At 46.4% G+C, this 19,312-nt stretch carries 14 protein-coding genes and 7 tRNA genes; all 21 read right to left on the bottom strand.

Annotated features, from left to right (window positions below):
* Positions 1-190: 190 nt before the first annotated feature.
* The 21 genes from SRRS_RS04745 to SRRS_RS04645 all read right to left on the bottom strand — a co-directional run bounded on the left by SRRS_RS04745 (position 191) and on the right by SRRS_RS04645 (position 19,202).
* Positions 191-610, bottom strand: coding sequence for a hypothetical protein (locus SRRS_RS04745; RefSeq protein ID WP_371366686.1), 420 nt, complete (start codon positions 608-610; stop codon positions 191-193).
* Between the two features lie 17 nt (positions 611-627).
* Complete coding sequence (gene fliD, locus SRRS_RS04740; protein ID WP_371366684.1) at positions 628-2,556, bottom strand: flagellar filament capping protein FliD; 1,929 nt, start codon at positions 2,554-2,556, stop codon at positions 628-630.
* Positions 2,557-2,583: 27 nt separating this feature from the next.
* Positions 2,584-3,657, bottom strand: coding sequence for a flagellar hook-associated protein FlgL (flgL, locus tag SRRS_RS04735; protein WP_371366682.1), 1,074 nt, complete (start codon positions 3,655-3,657; stop codon positions 2,584-2,586).
* Positions 3,658-3,669: 12 nt separating this feature from the next.
* A complete protein-coding gene (gene flgK, locus SRRS_RS04730; protein WP_371366680.1) occupies positions 3,670-5,199 on the bottom strand; it encodes a flagellar hook-associated protein FlgK in 1,530 nt (509 codons plus the stop codon).
* Between the two features lie 80 nt (positions 5,200-5,279).
* Positions 5,280-6,764: a flagellar hook-associated protein FlgK gene (gene flgK, locus SRRS_RS04725; protein ID WP_371366678.1), complete on the bottom strand. Its 1,485-nt coding sequence runs from the start codon at positions 6,762-6,764 to the stop codon at positions 5,280-5,282.
* Between the two features lie 21 nt (positions 6,765-6,785).
* Entirely contained in the window at positions 6,786-8,819 is a 2,034-nt protein-coding gene (locus SRRS_RS04720) for a flagellar hook-basal body complex protein (protein WP_371366676.1), read from the bottom strand.
* A gap of 124 nt (positions 8,820-8,943) precedes the next feature.
* Positions 8,944-9,597, bottom strand: a complete 654-nt coding sequence (locus SRRS_RS04715) for a flagellar hook assembly protein FlgD (protein ID WP_371366674.1) — start codon at positions 9,595-9,597, stop codon at positions 8,944-8,946.
* A 262-nt stretch (positions 9,598-9,859) separates the two neighbouring features.
* Positions 9,860-11,074: an ABC transporter permease gene (locus SRRS_RS04710; RefSeq protein ID WP_371366672.1), complete on the bottom strand. Its 1,215-nt coding sequence runs from the start codon at positions 11,072-11,074 to the stop codon at positions 9,860-9,862.
* Position 11,075: 1 nt separating this feature from the next.
* Entirely contained in the window at positions 11,076-11,759 is a 684-nt protein-coding gene (locus tag SRRS_RS04705) for an ABC transporter ATP-binding protein (RefSeq protein ID WP_371366670.1), read from the bottom strand.
* Positions 11,760-11,771: 12 nt separating this feature from the next.
* Entirely contained in the window at positions 11,772-12,866 is a 1,095-nt protein-coding gene (locus SRRS_RS04700) for an efflux RND transporter periplasmic adaptor subunit (protein ID WP_371366668.1), read from the bottom strand.
* Between the two features lie 13 nt (positions 12,867-12,879).
* Complete coding sequence (locus SRRS_RS04695; RefSeq protein ID WP_371366666.1) at positions 12,880-14,142, bottom strand: TolC family protein; 1,263 nt, start codon at positions 14,140-14,142, stop codon at positions 12,880-12,882.
* 223 nt (positions 14,143-14,365) lie between these two features.
* On the bottom strand, positions 14,366-15,628 hold the full coding sequence (pepT, locus tag SRRS_RS04690; RefSeq protein ID WP_371366664.1) for a peptidase T: 1,263 nt from the start codon (positions 15,626-15,628) through the stop codon (positions 14,366-14,368).
* A 47-nt stretch (positions 15,629-15,675) separates the two neighbouring features.
* Positions 15,676-16,821, bottom strand: coding sequence for a M20 family metallopeptidase (locus SRRS_RS04685; protein ID WP_371366662.1), 1,146 nt, complete (start codon positions 16,819-16,821; stop codon positions 15,676-15,678).
* Between the two features lie 18 nt (positions 16,822-16,839).
* Positions 16,840-18,099, bottom strand: a complete 1,260-nt coding sequence (gene dcuC, locus SRRS_RS04680) for a C4-dicarboxylate transporter DcuC (protein WP_371366660.1) — start codon at positions 18,097-18,099, stop codon at positions 16,840-16,842.
* Positions 18,100-18,376: 277 nt separating this feature from the next.
* A tRNA-Pro gene (locus SRRS_RS04675) sits at positions 18,377-18,453 on the bottom strand.
* A 3-nt stretch (positions 18,454-18,456) separates the two neighbouring features.
* Positions 18,457-18,530, bottom strand: a tRNA-Gly gene (locus tag SRRS_RS04670).
* Between the two features lie 9 nt (positions 18,531-18,539).
* Positions 18,540-18,616 (bottom strand) — tRNA-Met (locus SRRS_RS04665).
* Between the two features lie 115 nt (positions 18,617-18,731).
* Positions 18,732-18,808: transfer RNA gene (locus tag SRRS_RS04660), tRNA-Arg, on the bottom strand.
* Positions 18,809-18,885: 77 nt separating this feature from the next.
* Positions 18,886-18,962, bottom strand: a tRNA-Asp gene (locus tag SRRS_RS04655).
* A gap of 78 nt (positions 18,963-19,040) precedes the next feature.
* A tRNA-Gln gene (locus tag SRRS_RS04650) sits at positions 19,041-19,116 on the bottom strand.
* Positions 19,117-19,126: 10 nt separating this feature from the next.
* A tRNA-His gene (locus SRRS_RS04645) sits at positions 19,127-19,202 on the bottom strand.
* Positions 19,203-19,312 lie beyond the last annotated feature (110 nt).

Genomic DNA, 19,312 nt, shown 5'->3' with positions numbered 1-19,312 from the left:
CGGATTTTAGGAGTACCGCCTGGCTTTTCAGCTTTTGGAGGCTTCGGGCCTAGACCTTTTGCTACTTTTGGGGCAATGCCAAAAGTAAGACCCCTTTCTTCCCAGCTTTATACTGGCGATGTATGTTCTTTTTAATTCTGATATATTAAAAAATCCCCTTACTTCGTCTAGAAGTAGGGAGATTTTTTGGTTAGCCTTTTATACTTAATTGGCACCCAGCGCCCATACCCGTCCATGGCGGAGCATAGTGGTTTTTTAGAAGACGCCCGGCTTTAATTTCGCGCAGTTTATCGGCAATCTGCAGACGGGCTGCTATCGCCTCCTGCGCGACAAGCTTGCAGGAGTCCAGCAGCGCGGATTGTTCTTGGTTGATGGGTTGCAGGATTTCCTTCCACTCTGCTGCTTGCCGCCAGTTGCCCCCGTCATTTCTTAGCTTACCTTCCACTGTTGCAAGTTGGCTAATCAAAGCATCCCGTTCCAATAGCAGCCGCTGTAACCCCTTCATGTTTTGCCGCTTAATAAAAAGGCGCTGTGTTTCGTTATTGGCGAGGATACTTTGGATTATTTGCCGCTTTTGTGTCAGGCATTCTTTGAGCTCAAACTGATTCATCCTGCCTTAACTCCTTATCATTGTGAAGTTATAGCCGATATTTGCGACAACTGGTTATTCATTTTGTTTATATACTTTTCCAATTGTGTGTATTTTTTATAAAGGCGGTCTTCTTCACTGTCTAAATGTTTCTCTTCTTTTTCAATTCTTGTCTTCAAATCTTTAATCTGATCGCTCAGCGCATTATCAGTATCAGTAGTGTCATTTTTAATACCAGCCTTTTCCAGCAGCAAACCCTTGTTGCCATGACTGTCGCCCAGGGTTGAGATATTATCCTGCAAGATATCATAGAGCCGGTAAGCAATGCCTTCCTGTTTATACCTTGTCGTGCGTTGACTTGCTGTTAATTTGCGCATGTTAGTTCCGGGAAAATCGGTAGATTGCTTGGTAAATAGATTCAAAACGCCTTCCGGATTATTTTTGATCGCGCTTTTCAATTTATCTTCGTCAATATACAGCTTGCCTTTTTCTTTATATTTACGGTCGCCGGGCTCAATACCAATACCGGAAAGACTTACGCCGGAGATAGCTTCCGATAATACCTCCCGCATATTGCCTACAAAACTCGACAGGGTTGAATCACTTGCCAACAGACCGACCTTGGCCTTTTTCTCCCAGTTTTTAATTTCATCGTCAGACATATCTTTTTTCTGGTCATCGGTAAGCGGCGGGTAATCGTCGTCATATTCCTCAGCAAGCTTAGTATTGATTGTATTGATTAACGCATTATAGTCATCGACAAAGTTTGAGATATTTTTATAGATGGTGTCCGCATCCTGAGCTACGTTAATGGTTGCCGGCGTCCCCGCCGGTGTTTCCTTGTTCAGGGTATAAATAATGCCACTAATAGTCACCGTGTTGGAACTGCGAGTAAAATTAACATTATCTACAGTCAGTTTGGCATCCTGTCCGGCAGTGTCTGTCCCAAGCGCCGCAGACAAAAAGGTACTGCCTGTCTCGCTGACGGTGAGCGTAGTACCGGCACCGGTCTTAGCTGCTGTCATTATCAATTTGTCGGAAATCTCGTCGTATTTCATCGTAACGCCGGCTGTGGTGCTGTTATTGACCTCGCTGATCATTTCCGCAAGGGTTGTGTCTTTGTCAAAGGAAAAATTGGTGCCGTTGATCGTGAGTTCTACTTGGTCGTGCGAATCAAAACTAAAGCCGCCATTTACACTCGTTGCCAGTGTTGCCAGCGTCGACTGGGTGCTAATCCGGTTTGACTGTTTGTTAGTCAGTCCCAGGATACTTAATGAACTAGTGACAGGGCTGCTACTGCTGCTGGCCGGATCACTGACCGTAATTTTCTGAACCCCGCTGTTAGTGGCCGCAGAAATTTTTAAATAGCCGGAACTTGTATCAACAGTTACCTTATTTGATCCCACAGCAGAGTCTATGGCTGCTTGCAGCTTGGTGGCATCGGTAACGGTAGAATCCAGTTTAACAGTATAGCTGGCTCCGTCAATGGTCATTTTAAAACTGGTGTTCGCCAAGGCCGCATAATTAATACTTGCGGCTGCCGTTGTGCCGGTAATATCCTTGGAAAGCTTGCCGGTAGTACTCTTGGCGGCGGCTGTTGCCAGTTGGGTGACTGTCACGGTATGCGTGCCTGCCACGGCATCACCGGTATAGTCGGCGGAAACAGCCGTACTGCTGCTTGATACCGCAAAAGCCTGAAAGGTTTGCCTGTTCATGATGCTGCTGGTAGAGGAAACAGAAAAGTATTTATCGGCAAATGCCTGGATATCGTCCGTGATATCCCGATAGGACTCTTGTATCCACTCGGCCTTTTGTTTCTGCTGCTTTAACTTATTCACCTTGGTTGTCTCTGCCGCCACGCTTTGCTTCACCAAAGAATCTACATCAAGACCTGAAGACAAACCAGTCATTCTTGTTGTGCCATTAACAGTTGTTGCCGCTATACTGCCGCTACTTGAGGTTGCCATGAAATCTCCTCCCTTTCCGGTTATTGACTATCGCAAATAGTCTACAAGTGACTTGCCCATTACTTTGGAGCTGACAGACAGTGAGGCATTGTATACTGTCTGAGCCGTAGTTACATTGGTGTAGGATTCTGCCAAATCGGTGTCTTCATTGTTGCTCATAAGTTCGGTATACGTAGCCTTGTCACTGTCAATACGAGTCTTGGCCATATTGGTATAGTTCATGCGTGCCCCAAGGTCGGCGCGCGCGGTTAGGATGGTATTATTGTTGGCGGCCAGTTCGTCAAGCGTGTCGGTGAGTTTGAAAGAGGTACTAGTGACGTGTACCGACCCTGGCGTCGGATTACTGTCAACAGTTGCGGTCTTATAGCTGGTGCCGCCGTCAAGGCCGATTAGGATTTTAGAAAAAGTATCAAACAGATTATCCAATCCTGCTCCTGTCACATTCTGCCCTTCCACATTAACCGGCACGCTGGTGCCAAAACCGACATTATACTGAATATCCTGCGCGGCGGCTGTGCTGTTGTAAATTTTTGAATTGGTGTAGGCAGCACTGCAAAAGCTGGTAATGTCGCTATCAGCGGTTGTTCCGGCCATTGCGCCGCCAACACTCAAGTATTGCCCTTTAAATTTTATCCGGTTTCCTACCGCGGTTGACTCAATTTCGTAGGGAGGCTTATCGGTATCATAACCGGCAAATACATAGCGGCCGGCATAGGAGGTATTCAGATAGTCAACTGCTTGTTGCTGCAACTCGTTGACCTCGGCCTTGATGTCCTGCAGTTCCGAGTTAGTAAGGGTGCCGCTGGAGGAACCCTTGGTGACAAGTTCTTTGAGACGGACAATAACATTGCCCAGTCCGTCCATCGCGCCATCAGTAACCTTTTCCCAGGAGACGGCGCCATTCACATTTTTCTGGTACTGCTCAATATTCGCCACATAACTACGGTATTTGACCGCCCGGCTAGCTACAATCGGATCATCGGACGGCAGTTGAATTTTGGACTGTGTCGTGTATTTTTGCTGAGCATCGTTCAATCGCTCCATATTTTTATTGATGTTCCATACAGAATTATCCGTTATCATGCTATTGGTAATACGCACAAGCTTCCCTCCTTACGAGTCAGATACCATGTCAATGGTAGTTTTATAGATACTGCTCCAGGTGTTCACCATTATGGCCGAAGCATTATAGGCCTCCTCATATTTGGTCAAATTAGCCGTCTCTTCATTGGACGAGACGCCGGAAACCGATTTCCTGCGAGTATCAATGGTATTAACAAATGAACTCTGCTTTTTTGACATGGTATCAGAATAATCGCTGGCAACTCCCAGGGTGGTAATAATCGAACCCATATGATCTGTTGGTGTGCCGTCCGTATACATATTTGAATCTGCCAGCAGGTCAATCAGAGAATCAATGTTCTTCGCATTGTCCGTCCCGCCCACAGCATCGGCTGCAGCAATGTTGTTCGTATTGTCCAGCACTTCCTTGGAGAGTGATATATTGGCGGCCGTGATTTTGCTGTAGTCCAGCCCGGTGCCTGTCAGGCTGTCATAGGAAAAGAAGCGATTTCCTGTTGGGGCAGTTGCACCGGCTGCAGCCGGCAATCCATACCCTCCGGCATGTCCTGGATAGGTAGTTGTACTACCATCGGCCTTGGTATATGATCCGCCTTCATTGAAGACCTTGGCCAGCGTCTGGGCATAGTTATCAAGCTGGTTAAGATAATACGGGATACCTTTATAGTCCGCGTTTGTCCCGGTTCCATCCCGCAACTCCAGAGCTGCTTTTAATTCACCGCCCTCGGGCGTAAAGGCTTCCTTGGTATCCTGCCAGCGAACACCATACATGCCGTCTGCATTCTGATAGCACTCCAGTTGCCGGCATTTGTCATTGTTGACTAGCGTAACACCGCCGGCATTGACAGAAAGAACAATATCATCACTACCGTCGGCCAATTTGCCGACCACCGCTTGATTTACAGTGATATCTGTCAGCTTGGAAAGCTTGTCCAGCAGCAATGTACGCTGATCTTTCAGGTCATTGGTCGAAGCGCCGCAGCCGGCCGCTGCCCTGATCTGGCTATTTAAGGTCGCGATTTGCGAGGCGTAAGAGTTAATCTGTTCGGCAGCTGATTTTACTTCCGTATTAAGGCCTTCCCGTAATTGGGTCAATTTCTTAGAAGTGGAATTAAGATATTCACAAAAGTTTTTTCCTTTTTGCTGCAGTGACTTCCTGGCGCTGGAACTGCCGGGGTCTGTGGATACACTCTCCAAGGCGGAATTAAAATCAGTCATGGCCTTGGTAAACGCCTTATTGTCCGCTTCCCCGAAGATGCTTTCCACTTCTTTTAGCATATCTGATTTTGCCTGAACCTCACCCAGATCGCTATTTTCCTGCCAGTATTTCTGGTCAAGGCGGTCATTTCTGGCACGGATAACCGACTCCACCTCGGAACCGCTGCCGATCATATATTTACTGTTATATATGGCAGCCGGTGTAACGGCTACTTGGTTTACCTCTTGCCGGGAATACCCTTTTGTATTCGAGTTACTAATATTATTGTTGGTAACCAGTAAGCCTGCTTTACTTGAAAATAATCCACGCGTTGAAATACATAGTCCGGTCCAGGTAGAATTCATTCCGCTCCCCCCTTTATTTACTTATAAGTAGGCTTAGCTTCAGGTGGGGTTTTAACCCCATCTGAAGGTTAGTCTCAGAACTAACCAAGCTCTTGTATTAATCCGGCAATGAGATTGTCCATGGTGCTTAGCACCCTCGCCGACGCACCATAAGCATTTTGAAACATGATCATGTTGGACATCTCTTCATCCAGTGAAACCGAGGACATACCCTGCCTTTGATTGTCGACCTGATTGGCAAGTGTTGACGCCGTGTCGTAATAGCCGGAAGCATTACTGCCCGCGGTTCCCACCCAGGTAACCAATGATTGATAAAAACCGGTAATATCCTGGGAAAGGCCATCAGAGTTATAGAGCTTCGCCGTTTTTAGATCGGCTATCGCATCAGCAACCGTGTTGTCCCCCTTTTGCCCACTGTTGCCGGCAGCCAGCTTATTACTGTTGCTGGCAATTTGGGGATTGACCTGCATGTTGTCGATACTTAACGGTTCATTGGCGTTGACCGGCACAAAAAAATCAATACCGGTACTGCCATCCAAACCTTTGCCGGCTTTATGCAAGTCGTTAATCTTGACTGTGAGTGTAGTAATTACATTATTTAGTCCCTGCCGCAGATTGCTGATTGAGCTTATAGCATCCGCACTGTAGTTATAACTTACAGGATTGGTAATCGCCGCAACCCCGGTTTGATCAGCATCTTCAAGACAAGCCTTCAATGTGCCGCTGGTTATTTTCGCGGTTTGATCCAGCCCGACCCATTGCACTTCCAGCGGATGTCCCACTGAGCCGTCGCCGGTAACCGCTAATTTGTTTGTTTTGTCCATACTTACCAGCGCCACTCCGCCAATTTCCACAGAGACTGAACCATTGGCCTGTTCCTGCATGCTGAAGTTGGTATAGTTAGACAAGCTGTCCAATAAGTAATCCCGTTGATCCCTCAAGTCGCCGGCTTGTGCGTAAGTCGCCTCTGCCTGGGCTATTTGCACATTGAGTGCCGCCACTTGTTCAGCAATACTATTGATTTCTTTTACGATATCCTTCGTCGAATTGCTGGCATCCCGCTGCAAATTGGCCAGATCTTCATCCGCCTTGCGAAAACAATCCAGCAGTGCAGCTGCCTGTTCTACGACTTCTTTACGATTGTTGACACTACCAGGTTCCTGGGACAATTCGTCCCAGGAATTGAAAAAGTCAGTCATTTTTAGCTGCAAGCCATTATTGTCTGTAGTTCTGGTTGTGGACGTGGTGGAAAACTCGTCAAGTATTTGCTGCGCGTAAGTAAGCATGCCGCTTTTGGTACTCCAATAGGAGGCTGTTGCATTTTTCTTATGATAGGCGTTATCAAGCAACTCATTTCGGGCCCGGACAACCTCATTAACGCTGACACCTGTTCCCTCTGTCTGATGGCCTGAATAGGCAGTTACTGTCGCCACACTTCTTACCTGTTGACGGGAAAAACCAGCGGTATTGATATTGGATAGATTATGACTTGTCACCGTTAGCGCGGATTGGTTGGCCTGCATGCCCGTACGCGCTATACTATAGACCCCAAAGGTTGAGCTCATAGCTGCGTCTCCCCCTTTTCACTAACGCACCATATTAATAACAGCTTGCAAACACTCATCAGAAGCTGAAATGATCTTACTATTCGCCTGATAAGCACGCTGGGTGATCATCATCTCACTGAATTGTTCTGATAAATCGACATTGGACATTTCCAGAGTACCGGCGCTCAGGCCGCCGGTACCGGCACTGCCTGCCGTCACTCCACCGGTAAATTCACCGGAGTTAACGGTAGTTGTATATAAGTTGTCGCCAATTTTATCCAGACCGCCCGAATTGGTAAATTTAGCAAGGCCAATGACACCTAACGACTGGGTTTGACCATTATCATAACTGCCAACAATCACGCCATCGGAAGTAATACTAAAATCGTCCAGGCTGCCGGACTTATAGCCGTCAGTAGTATTTGTCAGACTATCGGTGCCGGTACTGGCATAAGAAGTCAAGTCACCCATAGCCAGGCTGATATCGAAAGGTGCGGTTCCGGCATTGGAATTTGCCGGTGTTATTTTTATGGAAGAGGTAGCAGGATAACTTGTTGTGAGTATCTTGCCGTTTTTGTCAAACTGAATATAGCCGCTGCCGTTGACAGACAGATTTTTGTCTGCAGTATCAGCTTCCCAGTACCAGGTTGTCGTAGGATTATCCGGATCGGTAGTAGACGTGTCAGCCTTATAGAGGTTGACCTGAACATTGTAGCTGTTTCCTAGTTTGTCATATACCAATAATGTAGTGGATGAGTCAGCCTTCGTAGTCGTGCTTGCTGAAGCCGACGTGTCCGTGGTACTTGTAGTCGCCGCAAAAATATCTGTCAACGCCGCATTGTTACCTGACAGATTAATTTTGGACGTACTGCCGGCAGTAGTCGAATTTAGTTGAATAAAACCATTTGTACCATCACCGGCATTCCAGGCGGCGGTCACACCGGTAGCTGCAGTCTGGGCGTTAATTTTGTTAATAAGCTGCGTGATTGTGTCACCATCAGCTATAGTAATAGTAGTTCCGTTAATTTTGATGTCTCCCGCTTGTGCAGCACTAGCCGTGCCGGCTGCGGTTAACCCGGTAGCATTGGTAGTGGCATTAGCCGCTGTGCCTAAGCTCGACGAAATTTTGCTGGATCCTGAAGCAGAAACAGTGCCAAGCGAAGTACTGCTGGTTGCTGCAAACAGTTTCGTTAGTGTGCTATTATTAGCATCCAGGGTAATATTGTTCACCGTACCGGCCGGATTCCCAGCCTTGGTTAACTGAATATACCCATTTGTGCCATCACCGGTATTCCAGGTAGCAGTTACTCCGGTGGTTGCAGTCTGGGCATTAATGTTACTGATAATAGATGATATTGTGTCCGTAGCAGCTATGGAAATATTGGTACCATTAATGGTGACGGTATCCGGAGTTCCGTAGAGTTTGGTTACGTCATTCAATCCTGTGTTATTGGCAGTAGCCACTGTCTTACTGCCAATGGTTGCGGCAGTTCCCTGCGAAGTTGCCGAACTGTTAATGCTGCCCGACAAGGTAGACTTGGTAGAAGCTTTGGGCGCCAGGGTTTTCTTGCCGTTTGCAAATAAATTCAAAGGCTCTACTGCTGATTCTGTGTCATAGTTATAGGTGCCATCAGCATTTACCGTATACTTATCCCAACCACAAACTTTATAGCCATTTACTGTCAAATTGCCGGAAACGTCAACACCAAAGTTGCCTGCCCGGGTATATTGGTACTTACTTTTCCCGCCTCCCTCAACAATAAAAAATCCATCACCGCTAATCGAAACGTCACGGGAGTTGCCTGTCGATTGCGTACTGCCGGGAGTCATCAGCATTGAGATAGATGACATGCCTACACCTAAACCAATCTGCATAGGATTGGTTCCCCCTCTACCGCTGGCAGCATTTCCTGCAGAAGCACCCCTTATAGTCTGACTTAACAAATCGGCAAAACCCGCTGTTTGCCCCTTATAACCAAGTGTATTCACATTGGCAATGTTATTGCCAATGACACTTAGTTTACTTTGCTGGGCCTTAATTCCGGATACCCCGGAATATATCGAAGACATCATAATGATTCGCCCTCCCAAAATTGCTATTTCTTCTGTCATTCAGAAATAGGCGTCAGCCCCTCCGTAGAGTCCAGCCGACAACTGATTTGTTTACGATCTCAACAAGCTGCAGCTAGCATCTACCTTATTTTGTGGTAGTTTCGCCAACAGACGTAACCTCGCTAAGCTTGACTTGCTGATTGCCTATATTAAGATAGGGAACACCGTCTTTGATACTTACCGAGCTTACCGTCCCGGACCCCTCGGTCTCTTTTCCGGCACTATCTTTTGTTTTGTAACTTACTGATTTGCCAATTAAGCCATAAGCCTGGTTTGCTGCCATACCGTACGCAAGGTCCTGTAATTGATCCGATGTATTTATGGCGCTACCGCCAACAGTCACAACATCACTAAGTTTGACTTGCTGATTGCCTATATTAAGATAGGGAACATTATTTTTGAGACTTACCGAGCCTACCGCCCCTGTTGCGTAGCCCTGGTTCCCAGCATCATCTTTGGTTTTGTAAATCACTGATTTGCCGATTAAGCTATAGGCCTGGTTGGCATCAACACTGTTCGTAATGGTCTGTACTTGATTCAAGGATGAAAACGAAGCCATTTGGGACACGTATTCCGTGGCTTTAACAGGGTCCTGCGGGTCCTGATATTGCAGTTCGGTTGCCAGTAGTTTCAAGAATGACTGAAAGTCAATTGAGCTGTTGCTTTTAGTTCTGTCGGTTTCTGTTGATGTGGGTTTTTTCCAATAATCTGTAGAATCTGATACTCCGCTAACACTCATAAATTTTCTCCTCCTGATATTTAATATTTAAATTGTGGATAACGTGATTTTTACACTAATCCATTTATCTCTTCGCCCTCAGGTGTTTAGTATTTATTCAAATAATTATTAGAAAAATGTTTAGTCGGTCAAATAGCGTCAAAAAAGATAAAATCCCAACAGTCTTCGACTGTTGGGATTTTATCTTTTTCATGCGCAATCAAAAAGAGCCTGACTGCCACTTACGGCAAATCAGGCTCCGCTATTTAAAAACAGTAATCTATTATTCGTAGCGTAAAGCATCAATCGGGTTAAGCAGGGCTGCTTTTCTGGCTGGGTATAGACCAAAGAACAGGCCAATGCCCACTGAAAATGCAAAGGATACAATGATTGGCGTCGGTGTAATTACTGTTTGCCAGCCTGCAAAAGAGGAAATGGCAAAAGAAGTGCCGATACCTAAGGCAATACCGATAGCACCGCCAATGACGCCGATGACTACAGCTTCAATGAGGAACTGCATCAAAATATTGGAGAATCTGGCTCCTAACGCCTTGCGGATACCAATTTCCCTGGTCCGTTCAGTTACCGATACCAGCATAATATTCATAATGCCAATACCGCCAACCAGCAGGGAGATCGCTGCAATACTACCAAGCAGCATAGTGATGGTGCCGGTGGTTTCCTGCGCCGTCGCCATAACACTGGCGAGATTGCGTACGGTAAAATCATCGGTTTTATCTCCGGCAATCCCGTGCCTGGCCCTTAACAGACTGGTTATACCGTCTTGCACCTGGTCTACCACATCAGCATTAGCGGCTTGCACACTGATTGCCTGAACATAGGTTATCCCCATCATCCGTTCCTGCGCTGTGGTAATTGGAATAATAACAGTATCGTCCTGGTCCTGGCCACCCGCCGACTGGCCTTTGCTCGCCAGCACCCCAATTACCGTAAAGGGAGCATTGTTAATCCGGACACTTTGGCCAATGGGGTTGGTATTGTCAAACAAGTTACTGGCAACTGTCGCGCCAATAACCGCTACCCTTTTACGACTATCTACATCTTCATTGGTAATAAAACTGCCGGCTTGCATACTTAGGTTACGCACATCCAGATATTCCGGGGTAGTCCCTTGCACCCCCGAGTTCCAGTTCATATTACCGGCAACCAATTGATACTGCTTGCTAACACTGGGAGCAACGGCACCGACTCCGGCCACTTCTTTTGCTATTGCCTGTGCGTCTTTCAAGCTCAGCGTAGTATTACTGCCGGCCGCCTGTCTGACACCGGACGAAGACGCCGCTCCCGGGGTAACAATGATTAGGTTGCTGCCTAAGCTGGCAATGGAACTTGACACTTTTTCCCTTACGCCCATACCAATCGACACCATGGCAATTACAGCGCCAACCCCGATAATAATGCCCAGCATCGTCAGAATGGAACGTAATTTATTAGAGATTAATGCGTCTAAGGCAATCTTTACACTTTCCCAAAACACATTACTCATCCCTTTCTGTGTCCCGGACAATTAATCCGTCGCGGACGTGGATCACCCGTTTAGCATGGGCAGCAATATCCGGTTCATGCGTAACCAGAATAATTGTGCGGCCATAGGTGTTTAACGTTTTAAAAATATCCATGACCTCATCACCTGATTTAGTATCAAGCGCCCCGGTAGGTTCGTCGGCCATGATAATAGTAGGCTCGTTGACAAGCGCTCTGGCGATGGCAACCCGTTGGCGCTGACCGCCTGACAACTCATTAGGCAGGTGATCCATTCTTTTCTCCAGGCCAACCGAAGCCAAGGCGTCGGCAGCCCGTTGTTTGCGGTCCTTAGTATTTACCCCGGCATATACCAATGGCAAAGCCACATTGTCAAGTGCCGTTATGCGGGGCAGCAGGTTAAAGTTCTGAAAGACGAAGCCGATTTTTTTATTACGGGTAAGTGCCAACTCATCATCATTCAGCGAGGCTACTTCTTGACCGTCCAGCATATAGGAACCGCTTGTCGGCCTGTCTAAGCACCCCAAAATATTCATTAATGTCGACTTACCTGAACCGGATGGTCCCATGATGGCGGTAAATTCGCCTTCACGAATATCCAGACTGACTCCCGCCAGAGCAGCTACCACCGAATCCCCCATTTGATAGGTTTTTATTATATGATTTAATGCAATTGTCATGTTATGCCCCCCTTAAAACATGCGAGGAGGCCGTCCCTGCTGCTGGCCGCCGGTCTGTCCCTGAGATTGTGATTTAATTTGCGAAACAACCACTTTATCACTCTCGCCTAATCCACCGGTAATTTCTACCCGGTCATCTCCTGTATTACCGGTAGTAACAGGTACATTTTGGGTTTGACCATTTGGTCCGGCCACAACTACATATTTACCGTTTTTATCTGAACGTATAGCTGAGAGCGGCAGGGTCAGAACTCCTTTGCTTTCGCTGACAATAACAGATACTCTGGCCACCATGCCGGGGTTTAAGAGGTTTTCGGCATTATCAACATCAATAGTTACCGGATAGTAGGTAACGTTTTGGGATACAGTTGCTTTACGGGAAATAGTGGTTACCGTTCCGGTAAACTCTTTACCGGGATACGCGTCAACTGCAAAAGTAACTTTTTGCCCCATGGCTATTTGGCCAATATCGGTTTGGTCTACATTGGCTTCGATTTGCATCCTGGACATATCGGCAACAGTCATAATAACTGTGGGATTATTGACCCCCTGCGCTACCATGTCCCCGGTTGACAGAGGTTTGCCGATAACACTGCCGGCCATTGGCGAAACAATGATGGTATCGTCAAGTTTGGACATTACCTCATCATAATTGGCTTTAGCAATATTATAATCCATGCTGGCATTATCCAGTGTTTCTTTAGAAGTACCGCCAATAGTAGTCAGTCTCGAGGTTCGCTGATATTTAACTGCCGCATTATCCAGTCTTTCTTTCGCCTGAGTTATCTGCGCTTGCAGGCCGGCGTCTTCCAATATAGCAAGTACTTGCCCGGCTGTGACCTGTTCATTTTCTTTGACCTTGATTTCCTTGATACGGGCTGTAATCTTAGAACTAATATCAACACTGTTTATCGCCTTGATTGTGCCGGTAGCGGCGACCACTGAAGTAAGATCACGCCGTTCGGGTTTAATGGTCTGCATTGGTGCTGTCGCTACTTTGCTTTGACTTTGATAATAATAGCCACCACCGGCCAAAGCTGCTAGAGCGATTACGAGCGCACTTAATAGCATCTTATGGTTTCGCAGTTTCTGCCATACATTTTTCATAGTTTTCCTCCGCCTATAGACTACCGGCTGATATGCCCATAGCTTTATCAAGTTTGGCCTTGTTAACATTATAATCATACAGGGCCTGTACGTGGTTAGTTTTAGCCTGGGTAAGTGCCAACTGGGAGTCAAATACATCAAGGTTTGTTCCCACACCGGCTTTGTAAGATTCCTGAGCAATATATAAATCTTCGTTAGCCTTGTTCACCGTTACATCGGTGCTAGTCAGACGTTTCTCTGCTTCTTTCATGTTAAGATAACTTTGACGGACATCCTGGTCAATACTATCCCATGTCTGCTCGACCTGCAAGTTGGCTTTAGCCAGCGAGGTCTCCGCCTGACTGACTCTGGACTTGGTTACACCGGCATCAAAAATATCCCAGTTTGCTGAGGCACCAACCGACCAACTGTTGTCATTGCCAGGCAGCACTGAGTCATTCCAACCGGTGGAAGCGGAAAGAGATACCGATGGGCGCTTACCGCTTTCAGCAATTTCGATACCTTTTTGGGCGCTGTCAACACTGACTTTCGCTTGCAAAGCTTCCGGGCGGTTCTGTTTAGCATATTGAATCGCTTGCTCCAGTGTTCTGGTATCTGGCTGGTAAGTTAGCGCGCCGTTTAACTTAAGCTCGGTTCCAGAATCCATGTGCATGGTTGTCAGCAAACTGGATACTGCCAGATCATACTGGTTCTGAGCTTTAATTAGATTTTGGTTAGCATTGGCTACCTCAACCTCAGCCCGCAGCAATTCAGATTTGGCTACCATGCCTTCCTGGTATTTTGCCTGCACTATATTTAGATGCGCCTGCAGATTGCTGACACTTTCCTGATTCACTGTCAACATGTTTTGCGCCTCAAGTACCCCATAGTAATTGGTGGTGGCATCAAGGGTCAACTGTTGTTTGGTTTTTTCTACGTTGAGGTCGGCGGTACGAACCCCAAGCTTGGCCTGGCTAATCTGAGCTTCAGTTCGACCGCCGTTATACAACTGCCAGCTCATCCGCAAATCGTTGTTCCATTTGTCCGAAGTGGAATTACTTTTGGAGTAACCACTGCCCAGGGAAAGTGTCGGCATATTGCCTGCTTTAGTTTCATTAACACTAAGCTCGGATTTCTTTTTATCCTGGTCGGCAATTTGAATAGACGGGTTATTTTTCAGCGTATAATTAATGCTGTCTTGTAAACTCAATTCAGTGGGCGCAGCAAAAGCAAAGGTTTGCTGCAGAAAGATCAGACCTGCAGCAATATATGCCGCCTTACTCTTCAATTTTAGCATGGCCTAACCAGCCTCCTAAGTAGTTTTAAATCTAAATACCTGTATTGCCTATTGTAGTCATGCTTTTTTTGAATTTCATTAGATTTGTGGATAATTACTACCCTGATTAAAATAACGATACCCCTATGATAGTTGATTTCTACTACTAGGGGTATCGCATACATTTTGCCTGCGCCTACGGCGGTTAGGTACTAAAAATGAACTGAAGTTAAAAATCTACTAATCAATGGTTGGATACCAGCTTGGTAATCTCGAGAATCATGCTACAAGACTTTTCAAACGAACCCACAGGTAAAAATTCACAATTAGAATGGAAGTTATGCGCACCAGTGAAAAAGTTGGGAGTAGGCAGCCCTCTGGCCGACAACGCGGAACCGTCAGTACCGCCCCGCATGGCAATAGTTTTTGGCGTAATCGACAAGTTTCTCATTGCCTGATAAATAAACTCAATACACTGCTTGCTGCCTTCGTTTAGTGAATCGGCAATATTACCGTAGATATCAGTTATTTTGTACGAGATTTGCGCCTTCGGATGCTTGGCGGCAATTAGCTTCATCAAGTCGACTAGGTATGTTTTCCTTGCTTCATAAAGACTCTTATCGAAATCCCGAATGTTAATATTCATCTGAGCCTCGTTGGCATTGCCGGTAATACGATTTACCCAGAAATATCCCTGCTTGCCGTCCGTATGCTCCGGTGTGTCTTTGTGGTCAAAATGATTAATAATATCATTGGCCACAAGTACAGGGTTTACCATTACCCCTTTGGCCGACATGGGGTGGGCCGATACCCCTTTTATAGTAATTGCCATACTGCCGGCATTGAAGGTTTCATACACTACTTCGCCCAATTCACAGGAGTCGATCGTATAAGCAAACGCAACCGGAAAATCAGCCAGATCCATGGCTTTTGAACCACGTAAGCCGACTTCTTCATCCGGGACAAACGCAATATAGATATCGCCATGATAACAAGACTTTTCTGTCTGGAAGTATTCCAGGGCCACCATTATCGCGGAAATTGCAGCCTTATTATCAGCGCCAAGTACACTAGTACCATCGGACACGATAATATCTTGTCCGATATAATTTAAAATCTCTTTATGGCTGGCCGTTCTCAGCCAAATATTCTGCTCTTGATTAAGCAAAATGTCGTTGCCGTCATAGTGCTTGACAACACGCGGCTTTATGTTGGGGCTTAAGCTGACGTCAACAGTATCCAAATGTGCCAAAAAACCAATCGGTGGAACTTTCTCTAAAGAATCCGCCGGAAGGTTGGCTGGCAGCTTGGCGGTAAGTATGGCATGTTCAGTTAGTTTAATATCAGTTAGACCAAGTGCAGTCAAATCTGTTTGTAAAAGTTGAGCTAATTCCAGCTGCCCGGGTGTGCTGGGAATAGTCTCACTCCCAGACTTACTTTGACTTTCTACCGCCGCATAGCGGAAAAAACGTTCAACAAGTTTTGTTTTAAAATCAAAATTGTTCATATCCTACTGTCCCTTCTCACCATTATTTCGATTTGTTATCTGTAATTTTAGTGCGCCGCTTCCTTAGCGAGTTCTGCCAGCAGTTCACACAATAATTGCAGCCTGGGTTCTACCGAGTCCAGCTCTAAATACTCTTCCACTGTATGAGATAATCCGCCAATCGGTCCCAGACCATCAATGCTTGGCACCCCCATGGCTGCAGTAATATTAGCATCAGAGCCACCGCCTGTCGCAATCCATTTAAAATCAATTCCCAGGCGTTCAGCAATCTTATCCACCTTGCCGCACAGCTCCAGCGCTGCCGGCGACGGATTCATCGGCGGCCGGGTAACACCACCCTTAACATTGACCTTAATACCAGGCGTCTTAGGATTATCTAATAAGTATTTTATTGTATTTTCAATCCGGGTAACTTCGCTCATTTCTTTCATGCGTAAGTCAACTAAGGCTACTGCGTTCTCGGCCACCGTATTGGCCGTAGTACCGCCTTTGACTACGCCCACGTTAACATTAGTTCCCAATTCATAATTAGTTACCGCATGAAGTCCTGAGATCCAATGTGCCAGCTCATTAATAGCACTTATACCTTTCTCCGGCGCCACCCCCGAATGAGATGCCACTCCTTTAAACTCGATGGTATACCGGCCTACGCCGCGACGGGTATGAACCATAGAACCATCAGCCCGTGCCGGTTCTACAACAAGAGCGTATTTACTTTTTGCTGCCAGGCCTTCCAGCCAGGGCCGCGAATAGGCAGAGCTTTTTTCTTCGTCGCTATTGAAGGCAATGCATACAGCCGCTGACTGAAGCTTTCCCTGTGCTTCTAAATGTTTCATAGCATAATAGACGGATAAAAGCGAGGCTTTCATATCAACAACACCTGGACCGCAGGCCCGGTTGCCGGTAATCGAAAATGGCCGTTCTTTAGCAGTTCCCTTAGAGAAAACAGTATCCATATGACCGATCAGCAGCATATTGAACTGTGCAGCAGTTCGGTTGGTAATTTCTAAGCAAGGGCCAACCGCTTCACTCACTTTAACCTTTTTAACCGACCAGCCCATTTTGGAAAATTTCTCGGCGAAATAAGCGGCTATCTGAGCCGTGCCCTCCGGGTCGTCGCTGCCACTGTCGATGTTTACTAATTGCGCCAATTCTTTTAGGTACTCATCTAGATTAAAATCCAGCTTTTCCATATAAATAGCCTCCTGTATCTACAATAGCATAAGCATGCCGGCAATCGCAGCAATAATCATGCCTGGTGTATTACGTTTAGCAAGTTCGATAGGATCCACGCCTGCCAACTGCGAACAAACAATAGCAGCACCGGCCACTGGTGACATGGTTCTTCCGAATGTTCCGCTTAAAAAGGCGGCTGAACCCATTTGTGATATGCCGAAGCCAAAATCCTGGGCATGAGGAGTAATAGCACCATTAAAGGCCAATGTGGCGGCATCGCCGGAGCCACATAAAATAGCTATTATCATCGGCCCAAACGCAGCAGCAAGCCGGGAGATTTGTTCGGAATGTTTCATAACCTCAATTAGCGAACCCGTTAACCCAATGAGCTCCATACCTCTGGTAAACACGGCTGCGGCAATAATAATACCGATTACACTGCCATAGGCACTGCCCATACCATTAAAGAACTCTTTGGAAACTTCCTGAGGATTGCAGCGGCAAACAACCAAACCTAAAATAGTACCAAAGATCATTGCCTCAGGCACCGAGACGGCCGGCAAGACATTTAGCTGCTTGCTTCCCAGTACCAATAAGACTAGAGGTACTATTGGCACGATGGCTTTAATATAGTTAACCTGGAATTGTTCCGCTGTATCAGCAGCTACTTCACATAGCTCAACATTACAACCTTTATTCTCCTTACGCATGATCGCAATTACCATCAACGAAACAGCGCCGATAAGAGCACAAATAATCGCAGCAACGGTATGACCGGCGATAACACTCATAACATCAGTCCCGGCAAGCTTGGCGATAAAAGGCGGATGGGCAGATCCCGGGCTCAAAACCCCGCCACAGGTTCCGGCAAGTACTGCACTGCCGGCTATTGCCGGATGAACACCAGCCCGTATCAAAGTAGGAATTAAGATAGCACCAACTGCGGCTGAACAACCGGCTGCACTTGGTAAAGCAATATTAATAGCAAAAGTCACCATAACAGTTGTCGGAATTAAGATAGCCCGCATACGGGTAATTCCACCAGCCAACAACTGAACCATATGCCTGTCACAAGTTGTATATTTCATAACAAAAGCAAAACCCATAACAGTACAAATAACAGGCACCAAACCTCCGTTAACCATTGCTTTGGCAAAAGCGTCAATTACATCCAAAATCTTACCGGCAATTGCCGCCATAGCTAAACCGGATACAAATAAAACCATCCGTGTTTCCCACCGTTTAATAATGGCATAAAACGTAAGTATAACAATTATTCCACCAATCCAAATCATTCTTTGAGTTTCTCCCCTTCTGTGTATGTTATAGAATTTATTACCATTATTTATAGTGTAGCATATAATTGATATATTTTGTTACATTTTGTTACCATTATCTCTATTTAAGCATTTAGCCCTGTTACCTGAACGAATATATATAGAAACATAAAGACCTCCTGTTGTAGATTTCTAACTCTACGGCAGGAGGTCTGTAACCATTCAAATTGCTAGGTGCTAAGCAAACCTTTAGGAAATATAAAAAAAGTCAGTATCTCTCTACTGACTTTTTTTCTGGTCGGAGCGACACGACTTGAACGTGCGGCCTCTACCACCCCAAGGTAGCGCTCTACCAAACTGAGCTACGCCCCGATATGGAGCGGGTGAAGGGAATCGAACCCTCGTAGCTAGCTTGGAAGGCTAGTGCTCTACCATTGAGCTACACCCGCATTGAAAGCTGGTGGCGGCGCAGGGATTTGAACCCCGGACACTTCGGGTATGAACCGAATGCTCTAGCCAGCTGAGCTACGCCGCCGTATTAAAAAATTTAGTTAAAATCATAGGAAGTTCCGCACTGTCGTTTGGAACTAAGCGACTCACTCAGCTTCTTATTTCGCCTATCGGCTCGTAAGAAGCTGGTTCGCTGCTTATGGCGACCCCGGCAGGATTCGAACCTGCGACCTTTTGATTCGTAGTCAAACGCTCTATCCAGCTGAGCTACGGAGTCATTTCGACTGTCGACTTTAGACATTCGATTTTCGATTTAGTATCGACTGTCGAGCGTCGAGCAGCTAATAGCGAAAATGGCGACCCTGAACGGATTTGAACCGTCGATCTCCGCCGTGACAGGGCGGCATGTTAGACCGCTACACCACAGGGCCGTTATTTCGATTTTCGACCTTAGATCTTCGATGTTCGATTTTATCGAGTGTCGAACGTCTAGCGTCGAATATCGAGAATGGCAGGGGCGGCTGGACTCGAACCAACGCATGACGGAGTCAAAGTCCGTTGCCTTACCGACTTGGCTACGCCCCTATTATTTTTTTGGGGTGACTGGAGGGTCTCGAACCCTCGAATACCGGAGCCACAATCCGGCGTGTTAACCGCTTCACCACAGCCACCATTAAGCAAGGATTCAAGTTATTAGGTGCACAGCGACGCTAGACTTGCGAGAGTCGCTTAGCGTTAGCGAGTAACATCCTTATATTGCCCGGCGGTTAGATTATAAATG

Source organism: Sporomusa rhizae, from assembly GCF_041428845.1.
GTDB lineage: Bacteria > Bacillota > Negativicutes > Sporomusales > Sporomusaceae > Sporomusa > Sporomusa rhizae.
Note: the sequence above shows the minus strand (reverse complement) of the source record. Positions and strands in the feature narration are given on the sequence as shown.

What these genes read in the sequence shown, in the direction of transcription:
- SRRS_RS04695 (WP_371366666.1), bottom strand. Translation starts at nt 14,142, where the DNA reads ATGCTAAAATTGAAGAGTAAGGCGGCATATATTGCTGCAGGTCTGATC.
- pepT (WP_371366664.1), bottom strand. Translation starts at nt 15,628, where the DNA reads ATGAACAATTTTGATTTTAAAACAAAACTTGTTGAACGTTTTTTCCGC.
- SRRS_RS04715 (WP_371366674.1), bottom strand. Translation starts at nt 9,597, where the DNA reads ATGAGTGTTAGCGGAGTATCAGATTCTACAGATTATTGGAAAAAACCC.
- flgK (WP_371366680.1), bottom strand. Translation starts at nt 5,199, where the DNA reads ATGAATTCTACCTGGACCGGACTATGTATTTCAACGCGTGGATTATTT.
- SRRS_RS04685 (WP_371366662.1), bottom strand. Translation starts at nt 16,821, where the DNA reads ATGGAAAAGCTGGATTTTAATCTAGATGAGTACCTAAAAGAATTGGCG.
- SRRS_RS04720 (WP_371366676.1), bottom strand. Translation starts at nt 8,819, where the DNA reads ATGATGTCTTCGATATATTCCGGGGTATCCGGAATTAAGGCCCAGCAA.
- SRRS_RS04745 (WP_371366686.1), bottom strand. Translation starts at nt 610, where the DNA reads ATGAATCAGTTTGAGCTCAAAGAATGCCTGACACAAAAGCGGCAAATA.
- dcuC (WP_371366660.1), bottom strand. Translation starts at nt 18,099, where the DNA reads ATGATTTGGATTGGTGGAATAATTGTTATACTTACGTTTTATGCCATT.
- SRRS_RS04705 (WP_371366670.1), bottom strand. Translation starts at nt 11,759, where the DNA reads ATGACAATTGCATTAAATCATATAATAAAAACCTATCAAATGGGGGAT.
- flgK (WP_371366678.1), bottom strand. Translation starts at nt 6,764, where the DNA reads ATGAGCTCAACCTTTGGGGTCTATAGTATAGCGCGTACGGGCATGCAG.
- fliD (WP_371366684.1), bottom strand. Translation starts at nt 2,556, where the DNA reads ATGGCAACCTCAAGTAGCGGCAGTATAGCGGCAACAACTGTTAATGGC.
- SRRS_RS04700 (WP_371366668.1), bottom strand. Translation starts at nt 12,866, where the DNA reads ATGAAAAATGTATGGCAGAAACTGCGAAACCATAAGATGCTATTAAGT.